Raw genomic sequence first — 18,976 nt, forward strand, 5'->3', positions numbered from 1 at the left:
GGATGTCGAACCCTAGCCTTTGCGTGCGGCCCGTTTGCCACTGGGCCCTGCAGGGGAGGAAGGGCTCATGAACCGTGTTTTCCGCATCATCTGGTCCCGGGCGTTGCATACCTGGGTCGTGGCGTCCGAACTGGCGACGCGTCGCGGCAAGAGCGGCAGCTGTATCGATGAGCGTGGCGCCGCCGGCGGCAAGATTTCCGATCGGCTCGCCGTGGATCGCGCGGCTTCGCCGTGGCCGCTGCGACTGGGCATCCTGGCCGTCCTCCTGGCGCTGCACGCCCCGGCCCGCGCCGTCGATCGATACTGGGACGTCAATGGCACCAGCCTCGGCAATGGCGGCACCGGCACCTGGAACACCACCAGCCCGTTCTGGAGCCCGAGCAACGACGGCGTCAGCGGTCCCTACAGCGCCTGGAACAACGCGGCGCTTTATGACGCGTACTTCGGCGGGACCGCAGGCACGGTTACCCTGGGTGGGGCGATCACCGCCCACAACCTCACGTTCCAGACCACGGGCTATTCCCTGACGGGCGGCAGCCTGACCCTCGGCGGCACCAACCCGACCATTTCGGTGGCTACCGGCAGCGTCACGATCGCGTCCCCGATCACCAGCACCAGCGGATTGACCACGACCGGCGGCGGTACGCTGACGCTCAACGGAAGCAACAGCTTCGGCGGGGGGCTCACCATCAGCGGTGGCGCACTGGCGTTGAACGCGGCCAATAGCTTCACCGGCAATATCAACGTTACCGGCGGCAACCTGAGCATTGGCGCGATCGGCGACGCGGCACTGGGCAATTCCGTCAATCAGATCTATCTGGCGGGTGGGCGATGGTTCTCGTCGGCAGGCACGATCGCGACCAGCCGCACCGTCAACCTCACGGGCGGCATCTCCGGCATAAGCGGCGCTGGCGTGGGGGGCGTGCGCTATACGGGAGCCGGCGGGTTGACCCTTGCCGACGGCGTAGCGCTCACCAACAACGCGAACGACTACCTGGGGCAAACCCTGTTCACGACCCAGACCGGGTGGTCGGGCAGCTCCAACTCTTTCAGCTCGATCGCCGACTTGGGCGTGGCGAGCGCGCTCGGCGCTCCGACCACCGTGGCCAACGGCACCATCGTGATCGGCCCCGGTGGCGGCCAGTCGCTCGGGCCGAATCAGGTCTTCTACACCGGTACCGGCAACAGCTCCAACCGCAATTGGCAGATGAACCCGGGCGCCTACGCCGGCTCCGCCTATCTGTACAACGCCGGCAGCGGCACGTTGCGGCTGACCGGCAATATTGCCGGCGGTGGCGCGGGTGGGCATGTCTTTGGCTTCATTGCCCAATCTGCCGACATGGAATTGCTGGGCGTAATCAGCGCCAACGACACTCGCCCCGTCGTATTCAATGCCGGCAGTGGGCATGCGATCCGGCTGGGTACGGCCAATACCTTTACGGGCCAGGCGAATATCAACGGTGCCGGCAAGGTCGAAGCGACGCTGATTGCGAATGCCGGCGTCGCCGGCTCTCTCGGGGCCGGCTCGATCTTCATCAATGGTGGCAATCTTTCCTATCTCGGCACCGGCGAGTCGACCAACAAGAACTGGGCGATCTCCAACGGGGCGTTGAACAGCAATGGTACGGGAGCACTAGCGCTTAACGGCACGGTGGTCATCGGCGGCACCGCGACCCTTGGCGGAAGCTTCACCGGCGCCGACAACATCATTTCAGGCGTCATTTCCAGCACGGGCAATCTGCGCAGCGCGGGCAGCGCCACCTGGACGCTGACCGGCGCCAACACCTATACCGGCAACACCATCGTGGACTCCGGCATTCTCCGCGCCGGCACGGCCGCCGCCTTTGGCGCGTCGGCCAGTGCGCAGGTCAACGGCGGCACGCTGGACCTCAACGATTTCGACCGGACCTTCACCACGTTGACCGGCACGGGCGGCACGGTGGATCTTGGAAGCGCCACCCTGACGCTGCAGGCGGTGGCGGGCACCACGGCGACCTACGCCGGCAATATCACCGGCAGTGGCGGCCTCACGAAGCTGGGTGCCAGCACGCAGACACTGACCGGCGCCAACACCTACACCGGCGCCACCACCGTTGGCGGCGGCGTCCTCGCCCTCGATTTCAGTCCCGCCGGCGGCCCGGCCAGCAACATCGTCAGCGCGAGCTCGACGCTCAACATGACGGGTGGCCGACTCAATGTGGTCGGGGCGGCGGGCGAGGGCAATACACAGACCTTCAACGGCCTCAACGTCACCGCGAGCAACAACACGATCGACGCCAAGTCCGGCACCGGCGGCAGCCTGAGCGTGAACCTGGGCGCGATCAACCGCACGGGCGGCCTGATCAACTTCAACCTGCCGACGAGCGGCCATATCACCACCACCAGCACCACGCTCGGAGGGTGGGCGACCGTCAATGGCACGGACTACGCCAAGGTGGTGGGCGGCAACATCGTCGCCTTCGCGCCGCTGGACTACACCAACAAGGACAACGCAGCCAACTGGTTGAACGGCGAATACATCACCGATTCCACCGGCTTCTTCAATACGGTGTCCGGCACCAAGCAGCTGGGCGGTCTGCGCTATACGGTGGCCAAGTCCACGACGGTGACCGTGAGCCCCGGCCAGACCCTGGGCGTGGACGGCACGATTATCGTCGCGCCTTCGGTACTCAATACCAACCAGCTGATCACCGGCGGCATGATGACCGGCGCCAGCGGCGGTGACCTGGCCGTGCAGCAGAACAGCACCGGTAACTTCACCATCGCTTCGCAGATCGTCGATAACGGGACGGGCACGGGCTTCGTCAAGGCTGGCACTGGCCTGGTGACGTTGAGCAATAACGGCAACACTTACACCGGTGCCACACGCGTGGCCCAGGGCACGCTGTCGGTGGCCAGCATCAAGAACGGCGGCGTCGCCAGCGGCATCGGCGCCTCGTCCGCCGCGTCGTCCAACCTGTCGCTGGAAGGCGCCACGCTGAGTTACACCGGAGCGGGCGACACCAGCGACCGCGGTTTCACCTTCGCCAAGTCCGGTGCCATCGTGGAAAGTGGCATCCAGGTGACCAACGCCAGTGCCAACCTCACCTTCAGCGGACTGGTGAGCAGCCCGGACGGTGCCAATTTCGCCAAGAGCGGTCCCGGAACGCTCACGCTGGCCAATCCCGCCAATACGTTTACCGGCATCGTCACTGTCAACGGCGGCCTGCTGGGCGCGACGACGTTGGCCAACGGCGGGCAGGCGAGCAGCATCGGCGCGGGAGGCAGCGCCTCGAGCAACCTGGTCCTCAATGGCGGTGGCCTGCAATACACCGGCGGCACGACCGTGACCGACCGCGGCTTCACCCTGGGCAGCAGCGGAGGCATCGTCGACGTGACCGCGGCTGCCACGACGCTGACCGACGGCGGTATCGTGGCCGGCAGCGGCCGCCTGACCAAGAATGGTGCCGGCACGCTCGTGCTGACGGGTGCCAACACATATACCGGCGGAAATACGGTCAACGGCGGCATCCTGCGCGCGGGTGCGGCGAACGTATTCGGAGCGTTGACCGCTTCGAGCACAAACCTGGCTAACACGGCCGGTGTGTTACTCGACCTCAATAACTTCAATAACCTGATTGGCCCGCTCAACGGTGGCGGGGCCAATGGCGGCAACGTGACGCTCGGCTCGGGCACGCTGCGCATCGCCGCCGGCAATGGCAACTACTCGGGCGTGATCAGCGGCACGGGCGGTGTCTGGCGGACCGACGGTGGCAATCAGACCTTTAACGGCTGCAACAACACGTATACCGGCGCGACCACCCTGCAAGGCGCCACCATCACGACCGACTGCCTGGCCAACGGGGGGCAGGCCAGCGGCATCGGCGCCTCAAGCAGCGCATCGGCCAACCTGGTGTTCAATAATGGCAACTTGAACTACACCGGCGCGACGGTCAGCATCGATCGCGGGTTCAATCTCTTGGGCTACGGCGTCATCGACGTATCCAACGCCGCCACCACGCTCGGCTTCAGCGGCCAGGTGGTCGGCGGAGGCGAGTTGTACAAAGACGACGTCGGCACGTTGGTACTGTCCGGCAACAACACCTACACCAACAACACCCACGTACGAGGCGGCGTCCTGCGCGCGGGCTCGGCCACGGCCTTCGGCACGACCAACTCGTTCTGGATGGACAATACCGCCGGCGCATCGCTGGATCTGAATAACTTCAACGCCAACGCGGGAGCCCTGGTCGGCGGCGGAAGCGTGGGTGGCAACATCGCCTTGGGTACGGGCGCGCTGACCATCAGGGATGGCCTGGGCCAGACGTATGCCGGTGCGATCTCCGGCGCCGGCAGCCTGATCAAGAACGGAACGGGGACGCAAACCTTGTCCGGCTGCAATAGCAGCTATACCGGCGCGACGACGATCAACGCCGGCGTGCTGGCGGTCAACTGCCTCAACAACGGTGGCGTGGCCAGTTCGATCGGCGCGTCCGGTGCCGCATCGGCCAATCTGACCATCAATGGCACGCTGCGTTACTTGGGGGCCGGCAGCAGCACCGACCGCCAGTTCACCGTGGGCACCAGCGGCGCCACGCTGGATGCGTCCGGCACAGGCATCGTCGAGTTCACCAGCACCGCCCCGATCACGCTGGCCGGCGCGAATACCGCCCGCACGCTGACCCTGGCCGGCACCAACACCGGCTACAACCTGCTCGCCGCACAATTGGACAACAACGGCGCAGGCGTCACCTCGCTGACCAAGACCGGCACCGGCACCTGGCGACTGACCAACGCCAACAGCACCTATACCGGTGTCACCCGCATCAACGGCGGCGTGCTCAGCGTCGACCAGATGGCCAACGGCGGCCAGGCCAGCAGTATCGGCGCCTCGTCGAACGCGGCTGGCAACCTGGTGATCGGCAACGGTTCCACGCTGCGCTACACCGGCACGGGCGACAGCACCGACCGTCAGTTCACGCTCGACACCGGCGTCACCTACATCGAGTCTTCCGGCACCGGTCCGCTGCAGTTCACCAATACCGGCGCGGTGGCTCTGCTCGGCACCAACGCCACTCGCACCATAGCCCTCGGCGGTACCAACGCTGGCGCCAACACCATGGGCGGCGCCATCGGCGACAACGGCACCGGCAAGACCACGCTGGCCAAGAACGACAGCGGCACCTGGATCCTGACCGGCAACAACACCTATTCCGGCAACACCGTCATCAACAATGGCAACCTGATGATCGGCAACGGCGGGACCACAGGCAACGCCGGCGTCGGCAACGTGATCGTGGATTCGCCCACCTCCACGCTCTCGCTCAATCGCAGCGACACCTTCACCTTCAGCGGCACGCTGAGCGGTCCCGGCACGCTGGCGCAGATCGGCACCGGCACCAGCGTGCTGACGTCGGCGGGCAACCAGATCGGCGCCACCACGATCAGTGCCGGCACGCTGCAGATCAATGGCGGCCTGACCACGCCGACCATCGGCATGACCGGCACCTCGGCACTGACCGTCAATGGCGCGGTGCAGGCGGGCGTTGGCACGCCGGCCGTGGTCACCGGCGATACCGGCAGCCAGAGCGTCACCGTCAACGGCGGCGGCACGCTGCGGGCCAATGGCGACCTCGGCGATGGCAGCGACACGCTCAACCTCACCGGCCAGCTCGACACCGGCACCGCTGCGCTGGGCCTGGGCAACGGCAATGACGTTATGACGCTGCACGACGGCGCGTCGATCGCGGGTACGGGCGTGGACGCGGGTGCCGGCACCGACCAGCTGGTGATCGACAACGCCAACCCGTATGTCTTCAGCGGCGCGGGTACTGCCGGTTTCGAGCAGCTGACCAAGCAGAACAGCGGCGTGCTCACCCTGACCGGCACGCAGGCCTATAGCGCCGGGACCACGGTCACCGGCGGCACGCTGGACGTGGACGGCACCCTGACCACGGCAAGCTTGGCGGTGTCCGATAACACGCTGCTCAATGTCGATGGCACGGTCGAGGCGTCCGGCGGTGCACCAGCTCTTCTTATCGGCAGCGGTGGCGTCAATACGATCCAGGTCAATAGCGGCGGTGTGTTGCGCGCCAATGGCAGCCTGGGTCTCGGCAATGACACGGTGACCCTGGCGGGCACGCTGGATACGGGCGGCAGCGTCCTCGGCCTGAGCGATGGAGACGATGTGCTGACGCTGCGCGACGGCGCGACGATCGCCGGCGTCGGCGTGGATGGCGGCACCGGCCTGAATCAACTGGTGCTGGACAACGCCGGCGCGCTGAGCTTCAACGGTGGCCAGACATCCGGCTTCGGGAGCCTGCTCAAGCAAAACACCGGCACGGCCACGATGACCGGCACCCAGGGCTTCGCGCTGGGCACCGCCATCGCCAATGGCACGCTGGACGTCGATGGCAGCCTGACCACGCCAACCGTCAGCCTGGCCGACGGTACCCGCCTGAATGTGGACGGCGTCGTGCAGGCGGCCGGCGGAACGACGACGACCATCACCGGCAGTGCCGGCAACAATACGGTCAGCGTCGGCACCGGCGGCACTCTGTTGGCCAACGGCGACCTGGGCACCGGCAACGACGTGCTCGATGTCGCCGGCACCCTCGACACCGGTGCTGGCGTACTTGCGCTGGGCGATGGCGACGACACGCTCACCATCCACGAGAACACCAACATCATCGGCACGGTGTCGGCGGGGGCGGGCAACGACACCTTCGACACGCATATCGACACGGTCGCCAATCTCGGCGCGGTGCAGGGTTTCGAGACGCTGGCCAAGACCGGCACCGGCACCCTCAACATCAATGGCCCACTGAGTTCGGACTTCAACGCGGTAAGCGTGCAGACGGGCACGCTGAACGTGACCGCCGCCGGCAGCGTGGTGGGAAGTCCCGGCATTCCGTTGACCACCACCGTCGCTGCGGGAGCCACCCTGAACGTAGACGGCAGTTACGGCTGCAGCGCGGGCAACGACACCATGACCGTCGCCGGCGCCGTGTCGGGCAGCGGCAGCATCGATCTGTGCGACGGCGACGATACGTTGACGCTGCAGGATGGCGCGGTGCTCGACAACACGATCAGCGGCGGCACCGGCACGGGCGACACGCTGGTATTGGACACGGCCACCGCGCTTGCCTTCAACGCCAGCCACACCACCAACTTCGAGTTCCTCCAGAAAACCAGCACCGGCACCGCCACGCTGGCCGGCTTCCAGGGCTTCGTCGGCGGCACCACGATCAGCGGCGGCACGCTGGACGTCGATGGCACGCTACGGACGCCCACCGTGAACCTCGCCAGCGGCACCACCTTCAACGTCGATGGCACCGCTGACGCCGGTACCGGCAATCCCATCGTGATCAGCGGCGATGCCGGCAGCAATACCGTCTCCGTCGGCCTCGGGGGCGACCTGCTGGCGACCGGCGATCTGGGCGCCGGCGTCGACACCCTCGACGTGACCGGCACGCTCGATACCGGCGGCGGCGTGTTCGCGTTGGGCGACGGCGACGATACCTTCACCGTGCACGACGGCACCACGGTCATCGGCACCGTCGATGGCGGCGCCGGCCTGGACACGCGCACCTACGACATCAACGGCACGGCGGCGCTCGGTGCGCTGCTCAACTTCGAAGGTGTGACCAAGACCGGCACCGGCGTGCTCAACGTCATCGGACCTGTCGCCACCGCGCTGCAGGACGTGCAGGTGCTCGGTGGCACGCTCAACGTGGCCGCCGGCGCCAGCATCGAGGCCGCCGCGGGTGGTCCGCTCGCGACCACCGTGGGCAGCGACGCCACGCTGAACGTGGACGGCACCTATGGCTGCGGCACAGGCAACGACACGATGAGTGTCTCGGGCACGGTGTCCGGCAGTGGCACCATCAACTTGTGCGGCGGCGACGACACGCTCACCCTCAACGATGGCGCGAACCTGGCCGGCCTGGCCAACCCGATCGACGGCGATGCGGGCACCGGCGACAAGGTGGTGCTCAACAATGCTGGCTCGCTGACGCTGGACGCGGGCCGTGTCGCCAACTTCGAGATCCTGCAGAAGGACAACGCAGGCGAGGCGATTCTTACCGGTACTCAGGCCTTCAGCGGCGGCACGCTGCTCAACAGCGGCACGCTGACCGTGGCGGGCCAGCTCGATACGCCGACGATCGCCATGGCCGATGGCACCGTGCTCAACGTGGATGGCCAACTGGACGGTGGCGTGGGCAGCGCGGCGGCGATCACCGGCAGCAGCGGCGTCAACACGGTCAACGTGGCGGCCGGCGCACTGCTGGTCGCTACGGGCGACCTGGGCGACGGCAACGACGTGCTCAGCGTGGCCGGCACACTGCAGACCAACGGCGGCGTGTTCTCGCTGGGCGCGGGCGACGACACCTTCAAGGTGTTCGACACCACCAATACCGTCGGCGCCACCATCGACGGCGGCCTGGGCAACGACACGCTGGACGTCAACGTCAGCGACGGCCATACCGTGCCGCTTGGCAGCCTGCTGGGCTTCGAGTCGCTGGGCAAGTCCGGCCAGGGCGCGCTGGAGATCCAGGGGTCGTCGAGCTTCATCGACGTCAACGTCAATGAGGGTGTGCTGCGCGTGACCGACACTGGCAGCGTCAGTGCCATCACCACGAACATCCTGGCCGGCGCGACGCTCGAACTGGCCGATGGAGGCAGCTACACCGGCACCAGCGGCGCGGACAGTTTCACGGTGGCCGGCACGGTGCTCAGCAGCGGCAACCGCAGCGGCACGATCAATCTCGGCGATGGCGACGACACCTTCACCATCAAGGACGGCGCCGATCTTTCCGGCTTGGCCACGCCGATCACCGGCGGGGCAGGGAACGACACCTTCGTCGCCGACCTGGCCGGCCACGCGGTGCTCGGCGGTGCCACCGACTTCGAGACACTGGCCAAGACCAACACGGGCACGCTGACCGTCGCCGGTCCGGCGCCTTCGTCCTTCACCACGGTCAACGTCGATGGCGGCACGCTGGATGTCGGGGTGGCCGGCAGCCTCAGTGGCGTGGTCACCACCACGGTGGCCAATGGCGCGACCCTGCATGTCGATGGCAGTTTCAGCGGCTCGGCCGGCAACGACAGCATGACGGTCGCCGGCGCACTCAGCGGCAGCGGCGTCATCGCGTTCGGCGACGGCGACGACGTCCTGACCTTGCGTGATGGCGCCGACCTGAGCGGCTTCATCGGCACCCTCGACGGCGGCCCGCACGGTACTGGCGATGCGGTAGTGCTCGACAACGCACAGGCGCTGACCTTCGGCAACGGCACGGTCACCAACTTCGAGTTCCTCGACAAGACCAATAGCGGTACCGCGACACTGACGGGCGACCAGACCTTCAGCGGCGGCACCACGTTGGCGGCCGGCGAACTGGCAGTCAGCGGCGGCTTGCACACGCCGGGCGTGGCGATGGGCGACGACACCACGTTGACGGTCGCCGGCAGCCTGGATGCCGGCAGCGGCACGGCGGCCGCCATCACCGGCAGCGCCGGCGTGAATACGGTGAACATCGCCGGCGCCATGCTGGCTACCGGCGACCTGGGCGCGGGCAACGACGTGCTCGACGTGCGCGGCACGCTGGACACCGCGGGCGGCATCTTCGCGCTGGGAGACGGTGACGATAGCTTCGTGGTGCACGACGGCACGGTGGTGCAGGGCACGGTGGATGGTGGCGCAGGGGTCGACACCCGCGTGTACGACATCAATCTCACGGCCGACCTGGGCGCCCTGGTCAACTTCGAAGGCGTGACCAAGACCGGCACTGGCGTGCTCAATATCAACGGCCCGGCCATGACCCATCTGCAGCAGGTCAGCGTGCTCGGCGGTACCTTGAACATCGCCCCGAACGCCACCGTAGCGGCGATTGCCGGCGGCCCGCTCGACACCGTGGTAGCGGCCGGAGCCACCCTGAAAGTGGACGGCCATTTCGGTTGCGGCGACAGCGCCGACACGATGACCGTAGCCGGCACCGTCTCGGGCACCGGCACGATCGACCTGTGCGGCGGCGACGACACGCTGACGCTGAAGGATGGCGCCGTGCTCGACAACACCATCGGCGGCGGCGGCCACGACCTCGGCGATACGGTGGCGCTCGACAACGCCGGCGCGTTGAGCTTCGATGCGTCGCGCACGATCAACTTCGAGTTCCTGCGCAAGCTCAACGCCGGCGAAGCCACGCTCACCGGCAGCCAGGGTTTCAGCGGCGGCACCGCCATCGACGGCGGCACACTGACTGTCGCCGGCCAGCTGGAGACACCGACCGTAGCCCTGGCCGACGGCACCACGCTCAACGTCGAAGGCACCGTGCAGGGCGCCGGCGCCACCACGGCCGTGCTGAGCGGCAGCGCCGGCATCAACACGGTGATGGTGGGCGAGGGCGCCACCCTTCGCGCGACCGGCGACCTCGGCGCCGGCAACGACGTACTCGACGTGGCCGGAACGCTGGATACCGCCGGCGGAACGCTGGCGTTGGGCGACGGCGACGACACGCTGACCATACACGACAACACCCGCATCCTCGGCACGGTGGAAGCCGGTGCCGGCAATGACACCTTCAACGCCGACATCGCCACTGTCGCCGACCTCGGCGCGGTGCAGGGCTTCGAGACGCTCAGCAAGACCGGCGCCGGAGTGTTGAATGTCAACGGCCCGGCCAGTTCCGATCTCACCGCGGTGAATGTGCGCGAAGGCACGCTTGACGTGACCGCCGGCGGCAGCATCACGGCGCAGGCGACCACCGTGTCCGCCGGCGCCACGCTGCAGGTCGAAGGCCGCTACGGCGGCACCGGTGGCGACGACAGCTTCACCTCGATGGGTACCGTGCGCGGCGCATTTGACTTCGGCACCGGCAACGACACGGTGGCCTTCGTCGGAGGCGACATCAGCGGCGTCGCCGCGCTGAATGGCGGCGAAGGTGGGGATCGCCTCAGCTTTAGCGGCCTTGCGCTGGAGAGCGGCAAACTACCCTTGTTGAGCGGCTGGGAGCGCATGGAGCTGTTGAATACCAGTAGCTTGAGCCTGAACGGACCACTGAACCTCGAGGGCGGCACGCTGGCGATCGACGGCACGTCGAAGCTGCTCGCTCAGGCCGGCGCGTCCTTCGGCGGCAGCATCGAGAATGCCGGCCTGATCGACGTCGGCAGCAACCGCCTGCCGATCAGCGGCAACTACGTCGGCAATAACGGTACGCTGCAACTGGACGTGGCGCCGGAAACGCTGAAAGCGGGCGGCCTGAACGTCGGCGGCGACGTCAGCGGCGTCACCCGCGTGGCGTTCAATAGCGACGGCGCCACGCTCTCCGGCGCGGGCAAGGCGTCGATCCTGGTCATCTCCAGCCCGCACGACGATCCGAGCACCCCTGGGAGCTTCGTGCCGGCCAACGCCGTCGATGGCGCGGTGCGCCTGAGCGGCAGTGCCTTCCCGTGGACCTTCGGCCAGGAAGCGGATCACGACTGGTATCTGGAAGCCCAGGCCGGTTTGCTGCCGGAACTGCCTGCCTATGCCGTACTGCCGACCTTGGGTGCACTGATGGCGCGGCAGAACGACGACCTGATCCACCAGCGCCTGGCCGGCATGCGCAGCACCGAGCATCCGCAGTGCGGCAACAAGCCGGAACAGCGCGAGAGCGAACAGGCCGACACGCGCTTCGTCGACGACTGCCACGGCTTCTGGGTGGCGGCGACGGCGAGCAGCACGGACCTCGGCGCCGACCCCGGCGTTGCCGCAACCGGCAGCGACGTGGGCATGTACATGGGCTACGACTATGTGGGGTCGGACAGCGGTGGCAGCGGACGCATCGGCGCGTTCGTGGGCTATTTGCACGGCAACTACTGGACCACGGGCAGCAACTCGACCGGCCTGCCCGGCATAGGCAAGGCCGGCATCCGCCTCGATACGCCGGTGGCCGGCTGGTACGGCAGCCTGTACTGGAACGACGGCAGCTATCTGGACACCGTGGTGAGCGGCCAGCGTGCACGCGCCCGCATCCGAACCTCCGATGGTTTCACGCAGTCGCTCAGCGGCGGCAGCGTGACCGTCAGTGCGAAGATCGGGCACCGCTACCTGCTGGACAGCGGCTGGACCTTGGAGCCGCACGTCAAGCTTGCAGCCACCCAGGTGCACTGGGACAGCACGGTCGACGCCAACCAGCGCGAGCTGACCTTCGACAATCACTGGATGGGCACGGCCCTCGCGGGTCTGCGCATGGAGAAAGTGTTCACCACCGACCGCGGCGCGACGATCAGGCCGTGGGCGACGCTTGCCATGCACCGGACGCTCAATCAGGCGGCCGATGCCCTGCAAGTGGTCGAGCCCGGTGTGGGCGGCAACGCCTTGATGCTGCCCAACCAGGACCTGGGCACCACGGTGCGCCTGGACGCGGGCGTGGAAGCCCGGCTCAACCCGAGCGTGAGTCTGTTCGGCGTGCTCTCGGCCAGCCGCGAACTGAGCGGGAGCAAGTATCGAGAAGAATCGGCCAATGTAGGGGTGCGGGTGCGCTGGTGACGCACCCGTGGCGCCATCGGGCGGGGCCATGCATTATGGGCACGGCCAGCGATAGTCGACCCTTATCGCGATCTTCGGAAGATCAGCAGGTGGATGGAGAACATGAGAGCTTCTGGCGAAGAAGTGGCGAACGAGCTGGCCCAGGGCGCAGGCGATCAGGCGATATCCGGACTCCACCGAAACCCGCCACATGGTGGCCTGCTCGTCGACCTGCTTCTTGCGCGGGGTGAGGCCGCGGTGCTCCGCAGGCACAGTGCGACACTGCCCGCGATAGGACTCGACCACAGACAGATCTGCGATCTCGAACTTCTTCTCAACGGCGGTTTCTCGCCATTGAAAGGCTTCATGGCCGAAGCCGACTACCTGAGCGTTATCGAAAACCTGCGTCTGGCGGACGGCACGCTGTGGCCGATGCCGGTCACCTTGGACGTCACTGCGGCCATAGCGGACGGCATCCGACCTGGACATGAGGTGGCCTTGCGTGACGACGATGGCACGCCACTGGCGGTCATGACAGTGGAAGATGTGTTTCGCCCCGACTTTGTGCGTGAAGCCCTGCGCGTGTTCGGCACTCTCGACTCTGGCCATCCCGGAGTTGCGGAGGCGCTGGCCAAAACTGGCCGGGTCTGTCTGGGAGGGCAGATCCGCGGCATCCAGCTACCGGCGCATGCGGACTTCACAGCCTTGCGCGACACGCCGCGCAGCCTCCGGGCCTGGTTCGACGCGAATGGATGGCACAGCATCGTCGCTTTCCAGACCCGCAATCCGATGCATCGCGCGCATTTCGAGTTGACCATGCGCGCCATGTCCCATACCGGCGCAAAACTGCTGCTGCAACCCGCTGTTGGCCGTACCCGAGCGGGGGACGTGGATCATTTCACCCGCGTGCGTTGCTATCAGGCCTTGCTGCCTTATTACGACCACGCCTGCGCCAGGCTTTCACTGCTTCCACTAGCCATGCGTATGGGTGGCCCGCGCGAGGCACTTCTCCACGCCATCATCCGAAAGAATTACGGCGCCACTCACTTCATCGTCGGACGCGACCATGCCGGGCCGGGCATGGACGCGCGTGGAACACCTTACTACGGGCCATATGACGCTCAGGCTTTGGCGCTGTCGCATGCCGACGAACTCGGCATGCGCATCTTGCCTTACCAGGAGATGATGTACGTCGCCAACAGGGGCACTTATGTGGCGGCCGATGAATTACGCAAGGAGGATATCGCCCAGGCAATCAGCGGAACCGAATTTCGCCGGCGCCTGGCCAGCGGGGAAGGGGTGCCCGACTGGTACAGTTTCCCGGAGGTCACGAATATCCTGCGCGAGGCCTTCCGGGCGCGCGCGCGACAAGGGGTCGTCGTTTGGCTCACTGGCCTGCCCGGGGCAGGCAAGTCAACGCTTGCCAAAGCGCTCGCCACGTTGCTCATGGAGCACACGAATCGCACCGTCAGCATCCTCGATGGGGACGAAGTGCGAAGGCATCTTTCAGCCGGGTTGGGTTTCTCCCGCGAGGACAGGCATGCCAACGTACTGCGGGTCGCTTACGTCGCGAGCGAAATCGCGAAGCATGGCGGGATTGCCATTTGCGCGATGGTGTCGCCTTATGCGGATGCCAGGGAGCAGGCACGAAGAATGATCGAAGTGCATGGAAACTACGTGGAAGTTCATGTGGCGACAGACATTGAGATCTGCGAATCGCGTGACGCGAAGGGGCTTTATATGCTCGCCAGGTCGGGCAAACTGCCCCTATTCACGGGCGTCGGCTCGCCTTATGAAGTGCCGGAGACGCCCGCGATGAGGGTCGATGCTGGCACCGGCTCCCCGGCGCAGTTGGCCACGGATGTCTTCGCGGTCCTTGCCCGGATGGCATCTATTGATGACCTTGGAGCTTTTCTTCAGTCCGGTCAAAAAGATACCTGATTCCTATGCGCCGACCGGTGGTGGTGGATACGTGGGAGGCCTCTGCCGCATCGGAGGATGCGTGTAGCGACCGGGCGCCCGGCCTCCCAGAAGATGCACGAAGGGTATTGCAAATAGTCTTATGTGAGACTAATATGCCTTCAACGAGGCAACGTGACCTGCCATGAATACCCGTACGACTAACACCAAACCCGCGCTGCGGTGCAATTTCACTTCATTGCGCCAGGCCGCCAGGCATGTCTCGCGCTTCTACGACGCCTGCCTCGCTCCCACCGGAGTGGGTACAAACCAGTACACAATGCTGGCCAACCTGGTCCTTCGAGGTCCGATGACGATGGGTGAGATGACGTCATTGTTGATTCTCGACCGCGCGACGTTGGGGCACAATTTGCGCCCCCTCGAGCGCGACGGCCTCGTGACTATCACGGTCGGAAAGACCGACCGACGTGAACGCGAAGTGCGACTTACAAAAAAGGGCGAACGCCTTGAGGCGGAAGTGCGTCCGTACTGGGAGAGGGCACAAGCACTATTCGAACGAGAGTTCGGCGAAGATCAGGCGCTTTCCATGCGCCAGACCATGTACCGAATCGCTCGGATGGGGCTGGTCGAGCCCGACGGCACGCTCGCTGTAGCCTGATGTCGCCCACCTTCCGTCGTTCGATTACGGGCATATAAGACTATGTGGTTCGTGTAATTCAATCTGACGGTGAGGTGATTGCGATGACGATGAAAGCAGCGGTGTATTACCAGAACGGCGGTCCTGACGTTTTTCGTTTCGAGGACGTTCCCGTGCCTCGATGCGGGCTTGGTGAAGTGCTCATCGAGGTGGCCGCTATTTCCATCGAAGGGGGCGACCTGGTTAACAGGGAGATCCGCCCGTTGGTGCACGTCCCCCACGTCGTGGGCTATCAGTGCGCGGGTACGATCGTCGAAGTGGGCGCAGACGTTACTGACCGACACATTGGTCAGCGTGTCGTAGCCATTGTGTCATGGGGATCCCATGCTCAGTTCTGCGTGGCACCCGTGGAGGACACGTGGGTACTTCCGGATGGCATGGACATCGACGTTGCCGCGGCGATTCCGGTGGCATGGGGGACGGCGCATGAGTGCTTGTTTGAGTTTGGCCAGTTGAAAGCCGGTCAGACGGTATTGATCCATGCGGCCTCGGGTGCGCTTGGCCTCGCCGCGGTGCAATTGGCGAAGCGCGCTGGAGCGCGAGTGATGGCGACCGCCTCTAGCCCTGGAAAACTCGAAGCCTTGCGTACTTATGGCGTCGATGTCGGGATCGACTATGTACGCGAGGACTTCGTCGCCGCCAGTCGGACTGTTACGAACGGGCAGGGTGTGCACCTGGTGATAGACAGCATCGCTGGCGAAAACCTGGCCCGCAGTATTCAGGCGCTCGCTTACCGTGGTCGGGTGATCACAGTCGGCGTTTCGGGTCGCGACGAAACACGGCCCGACCCGGTCTCGTTATGGCGAGGCAACAACAGTATGCACGGTGTCTATTTCCCGAGTTCGCTGGACCTGGAGCATGAGCGAGTTCACGGCGTCGTGCAAAAGATCATCGACGAGGTGGCGCACGGCGATCTCACTGTCGTCATCGATGCGGTGTATCCGCTGTCCGATGCTGCCGAAGCTCACCGCTACATTGCGGACCGCAAAGCGTTTGGACGGGTGATCCTTCGCCCGTGATCGACACGAGTGACCGGGCCAGCCGGAGAATCAATGATGCCTGGCAGTGGCAGCGGCGTTGCGAACCCTTGGAGCGAACGAGGTGGCTCGTTCCAAGGGCATTGTTTCCGCGTTAGAAAGGCTCTGGCCAAAGGCCGAACTGGTCGATCAGGACTTTCCATCGATCGTCTTCGTGACGTTGCCATTCGCGTCTAGGAACTGAATGGAAGTCTCTCCGCTTTCCTTGACGATCATCTTCAGGCGGGGAGCTCCGTGACCGTCGCTGAGTTGAAGCATTGCATCACCGTTGTCGCGGCCCACGAACAATCGGTTGGGGGCGGGATCGGCTTGTGCAAGCCGCTTGCCCTCGGCTTGTTTCGCCGGACCGTCGGGCATGGTTTGGTAGTGCGTCCATCCTTCTATATCCAGCGGTCGAGCCGATCGATCGACGACCTTGAGGCCGCTATAGTGATCTTTGGCATCGTCCACGTTGACCAGTTGTACGACCTGATCCTGGTGATAACGGTCGAAGGTCAAGCTACCTGAGTTGCTTGAGCTGCCGTCCTTACCCGACTTTCCGCCGTAAATGAGGCCCCCGATTTCGCTGCCTTCGTCATCGAAGAACAGCGTACCGGCGGTGTCACGCGGATGCCTATAGGTCTTGCCGCCAATGATCAGATCGGGGAACCGGGACTTGTTGCTGATGACGGTGCGAAGGGTGCCATCCGGTTCGACAATCCTGATCTGCTGTACGGTCAGCACGGGCGGCTCCGCCGGTTGGCTTCTTGCATGGGCTACCGCAAGTGAGATGCCTATGGCGGTCGTCATGACGACGGAATAGGCGAGCAATAGGTTCTGAACGTTGGGGCGCATGACATTCCTCCGGGACGGCGTGGTACTGGCGAAAGCAGTGGTTGCTAGGCCATCAGGTGAGGCAAGGATAGGCAAGCTGACGGAAGAGCCTTGGGTATTTATCCTATATCTCATTAGGGGGCAGGCGCAGCCCGTCGCGTAAATACAACTCGCTCGGCCAACGCGTCAGCGTCGGCTGCTTTGAAAGACGTCGTGCACCGTGGCGCACGACGATTCGACAAACCATTCGCGCGCATCTCGATTCGTACACATGCGCGAAGGTATACGGGCAGCGTCGATCGATGAACGCGGAGCTCTGTCCTTGCCTCATGACTGAACGAACCCGCCCTGGCCACGCAGTACCCTCGATCCGCGTAGGCTGTGCCGGCTGGTCGATCCCCTCCAGGATAGCCAGCCACTTCGCCACGGAAGGCAGCCACCTGGAGCGTTACGCGCAAGTGCTTCCGTGCGTGGAGATCAACACGTCTTTCTATCGGTCGCACCAGCCGAAGACCTATGAGCGCTGGGCGCGGAGCGTGCCCGAGTCGTTCCGCTTCAGTGTGAAGATGCCGCGCACCATGACTCACGAGTTGCGCTTGCGGGATTGCCGAGGGCCTCTGGATGCCTTCCTTGGCGAGATCGCGTCGCTCGGGAACAAGCTGGGTTGCATCCTCGTTCAATTGCCGCCCAGCCTTGCGCTCGAAGAAAGCGATGCCAGCGCGTTCTTCACGCTGCTGCGCGAGCGCACGCCGTCGCCTGTCGCTTGCGAACCACGCCACCCGACGTGGTTCACTCCTTTGGGTAGTGCCATCTTGAAGATTGCCGACATCGCCTGCGTGAACGCGGACCCTTCACCTGTCGCCAATGCGGTGTGTGACGGCGATCCAGATCTTCTCTACTTACGCCTGCACGGCAGTCCCGACATTTACTACTCGGCTTACGACGACGCATTCCTTGACGGCATCGCCGCGCGCATACGTGCCGCGCTAGCGAAAAAGCAGGATGTCTGGTGCATTTTCGACAACACAGCGCGGGGCGAGGCCATGCCGAACGCCATGAGCTTGATGGATCGGTTGGCTTAGCACTCGCTCAGCCGTTCCGTGCAAGCTGCTCTTCTATGGCGGCTTTGTCGATGACCGACCACACCTCTTGAATGCGGCCGTCCCGAAATGCGTAGAAGACGTTCTCCGCAAATCCCACCTTCCGCCCGTTGACGGGAAGGCCCAGGAATTCGCCCTTTGGCGCGACATCGAACCACAGCCTGGCCGCGACATGGGGTTCTGTGACGGCGAGGATCCGGACTTCGAAGAAGAGGTCGGGTATCTGCTCAACGTCGTTTTCGAGCATGCACTGGTATCCATCCAGGCCGAGTGCGATGCCGTTGTGACGAACATCGACGTGTACGAATCGGCCCAGGTTCTCCCAGTCCCGAGCGTTCAGGCAGGCGATGTAGTCACGGTAGATGGGCGCAAGATCATCTGGGGTCATGAGATGGCATCCTCAGTCAGCCTACAGCTTTGATCACCTCGACGAGGGCACGCAGGAAAGCGGGCACGACGAAACCTCGAACTACCGATGAGATAGGTCGTTGGTGACGGGGTCATGTCTGCATTCGCTTGCCGCGAAGAACAGCCCATGCCTGGAGAGCCTGGAGCGCGGGCTTTAGCTCGCGGCCCAGTTCAGTCAGTGCATATTCCACGCGCGGTGGCACTTCCGCGTAAACCGTGCGTGACACGACGCCATCGGCTTCGAGCGCCTTGAGATGCTGCGAAAGCATCTTCTGTGAGACCCCGGACAGGTAACGGCGAAGCTCGCTGAAGCGAAGCGCCTCCGCGCCGAAAAGATGGTAGACGATCAAGACCTTCCAGCGTCCGTCCAAGGCCTTCAACGCAGCATCCAGTTCGTCGACGGAGCAGGGGGGCGCCGGGGATTCATCGACAAGTTTCATGGTTACGTCATGGAAATCTGGTGAGAAAAAAGTGCCGCCTTGTGCCTTGCGATGGAGATCCCTAGATTTTCGGC

8 protein-coding genes are annotated in these 18,976 nt (G+C 64.9%); 5 read left to right on the forward strand and 3 right to left on the reverse strand.

Features of this window, described 5'->3' with window-relative positions; translation table 11 throughout:
* Positions 1-67 precede the first annotated feature (67 nt).
* The 4 genes from ACR9Y6_RS05660 (at position 68) to ACR9Y6_RS05675 (ending at position 16,123) form a co-directional block, all read left to right on the forward strand.
* Positions 68-12,508, forward strand: coding sequence for an autotransporter-associated beta strand repeat-containing protein (locus tag ACR9Y6_RS05660; RefSeq protein WP_481280405.1), 12,441 nt, complete (start codon positions 68-70; stop codon positions 12,506-12,508).
* A gap of 102 nt (positions 12,509-12,610) precedes the next feature.
* Positions 12,611-14,428, forward strand: coding sequence for a bifunctional sulfate adenylyltransferase/adenylylsulfate kinase (locus ACR9Y6_RS05665; protein WP_481280406.1), 1,818 nt, complete (start codon positions 12,611-12,613; stop codon positions 14,426-14,428).
* Between the two features lie 163 nt (positions 14,429-14,591).
* A complete protein-coding gene (locus tag ACR9Y6_RS05670; RefSeq protein WP_481280407.1) occupies positions 14,592-15,065 on the forward strand; it encodes a MarR family winged helix-turn-helix transcriptional regulator in 474 nt (157 codons plus the stop codon).
* Positions 15,066-15,148: 83 nt separating this feature from the next.
* On the forward strand, positions 15,149-16,123 hold the full coding sequence (locus tag ACR9Y6_RS05675; RefSeq protein WP_481280408.1) for a quinone oxidoreductase family protein: 975 nt from the start codon (positions 15,149-15,151) through the stop codon (positions 16,121-16,123).
* Between the two features lie 147 nt (positions 16,124-16,270).
* Here the strand turns inward: ACR9Y6_RS05675 and ACR9Y6_RS05680 are convergent, their stop codons facing one another.
* The gene (locus tag ACR9Y6_RS05680; protein ID WP_481280409.1) at positions 16,271-16,975 is read right to left on the reverse strand and encodes a hypothetical protein; all 705 of its coding nucleotides are present in this window, start codon (positions 16,973-16,975) and stop codon (positions 16,271-16,273) included.
* Between the two features lie 308 nt (positions 16,976-17,283).
* On the opposite strand from ACR9Y6_RS05680, the gene ACR9Y6_RS05685 reads away from it, so the two are divergent.
* Complete coding sequence (locus ACR9Y6_RS05685; RefSeq protein ID WP_481280410.1) at positions 17,284-18,036, forward strand: DUF72 domain-containing protein; 753 nt, start codon at positions 17,284-17,286, stop codon at positions 18,034-18,036.
* A gap of 7 nt (positions 18,037-18,043) precedes the next feature.
* Here the strand turns inward: ACR9Y6_RS05685 and ACR9Y6_RS05690 are convergent, their stop codons facing one another.
* Positions 18,044-18,442 carry an ester cyclase gene (locus ACR9Y6_RS05690; RefSeq protein WP_481280411.1) on the reverse strand — a complete coding sequence of 133 codons (399 nt, stop codon included), beginning with the start codon at positions 18,440-18,442 and terminating at the stop codon, positions 18,044-18,046.
* Between the two features lie 112 nt (positions 18,443-18,554).
* Positions 18,555-18,902, reverse strand: a complete 348-nt coding sequence (locus ACR9Y6_RS05695) for a winged helix-turn-helix transcriptional regulator (protein ID WP_481280412.1) — start codon at positions 18,900-18,902, stop codon at positions 18,555-18,557.
* Positions 18,903-18,976 lie beyond the last annotated feature (74 nt).

The organism is Luteibacter sp. TLI7-4A, from assembly GCF_056754745.1.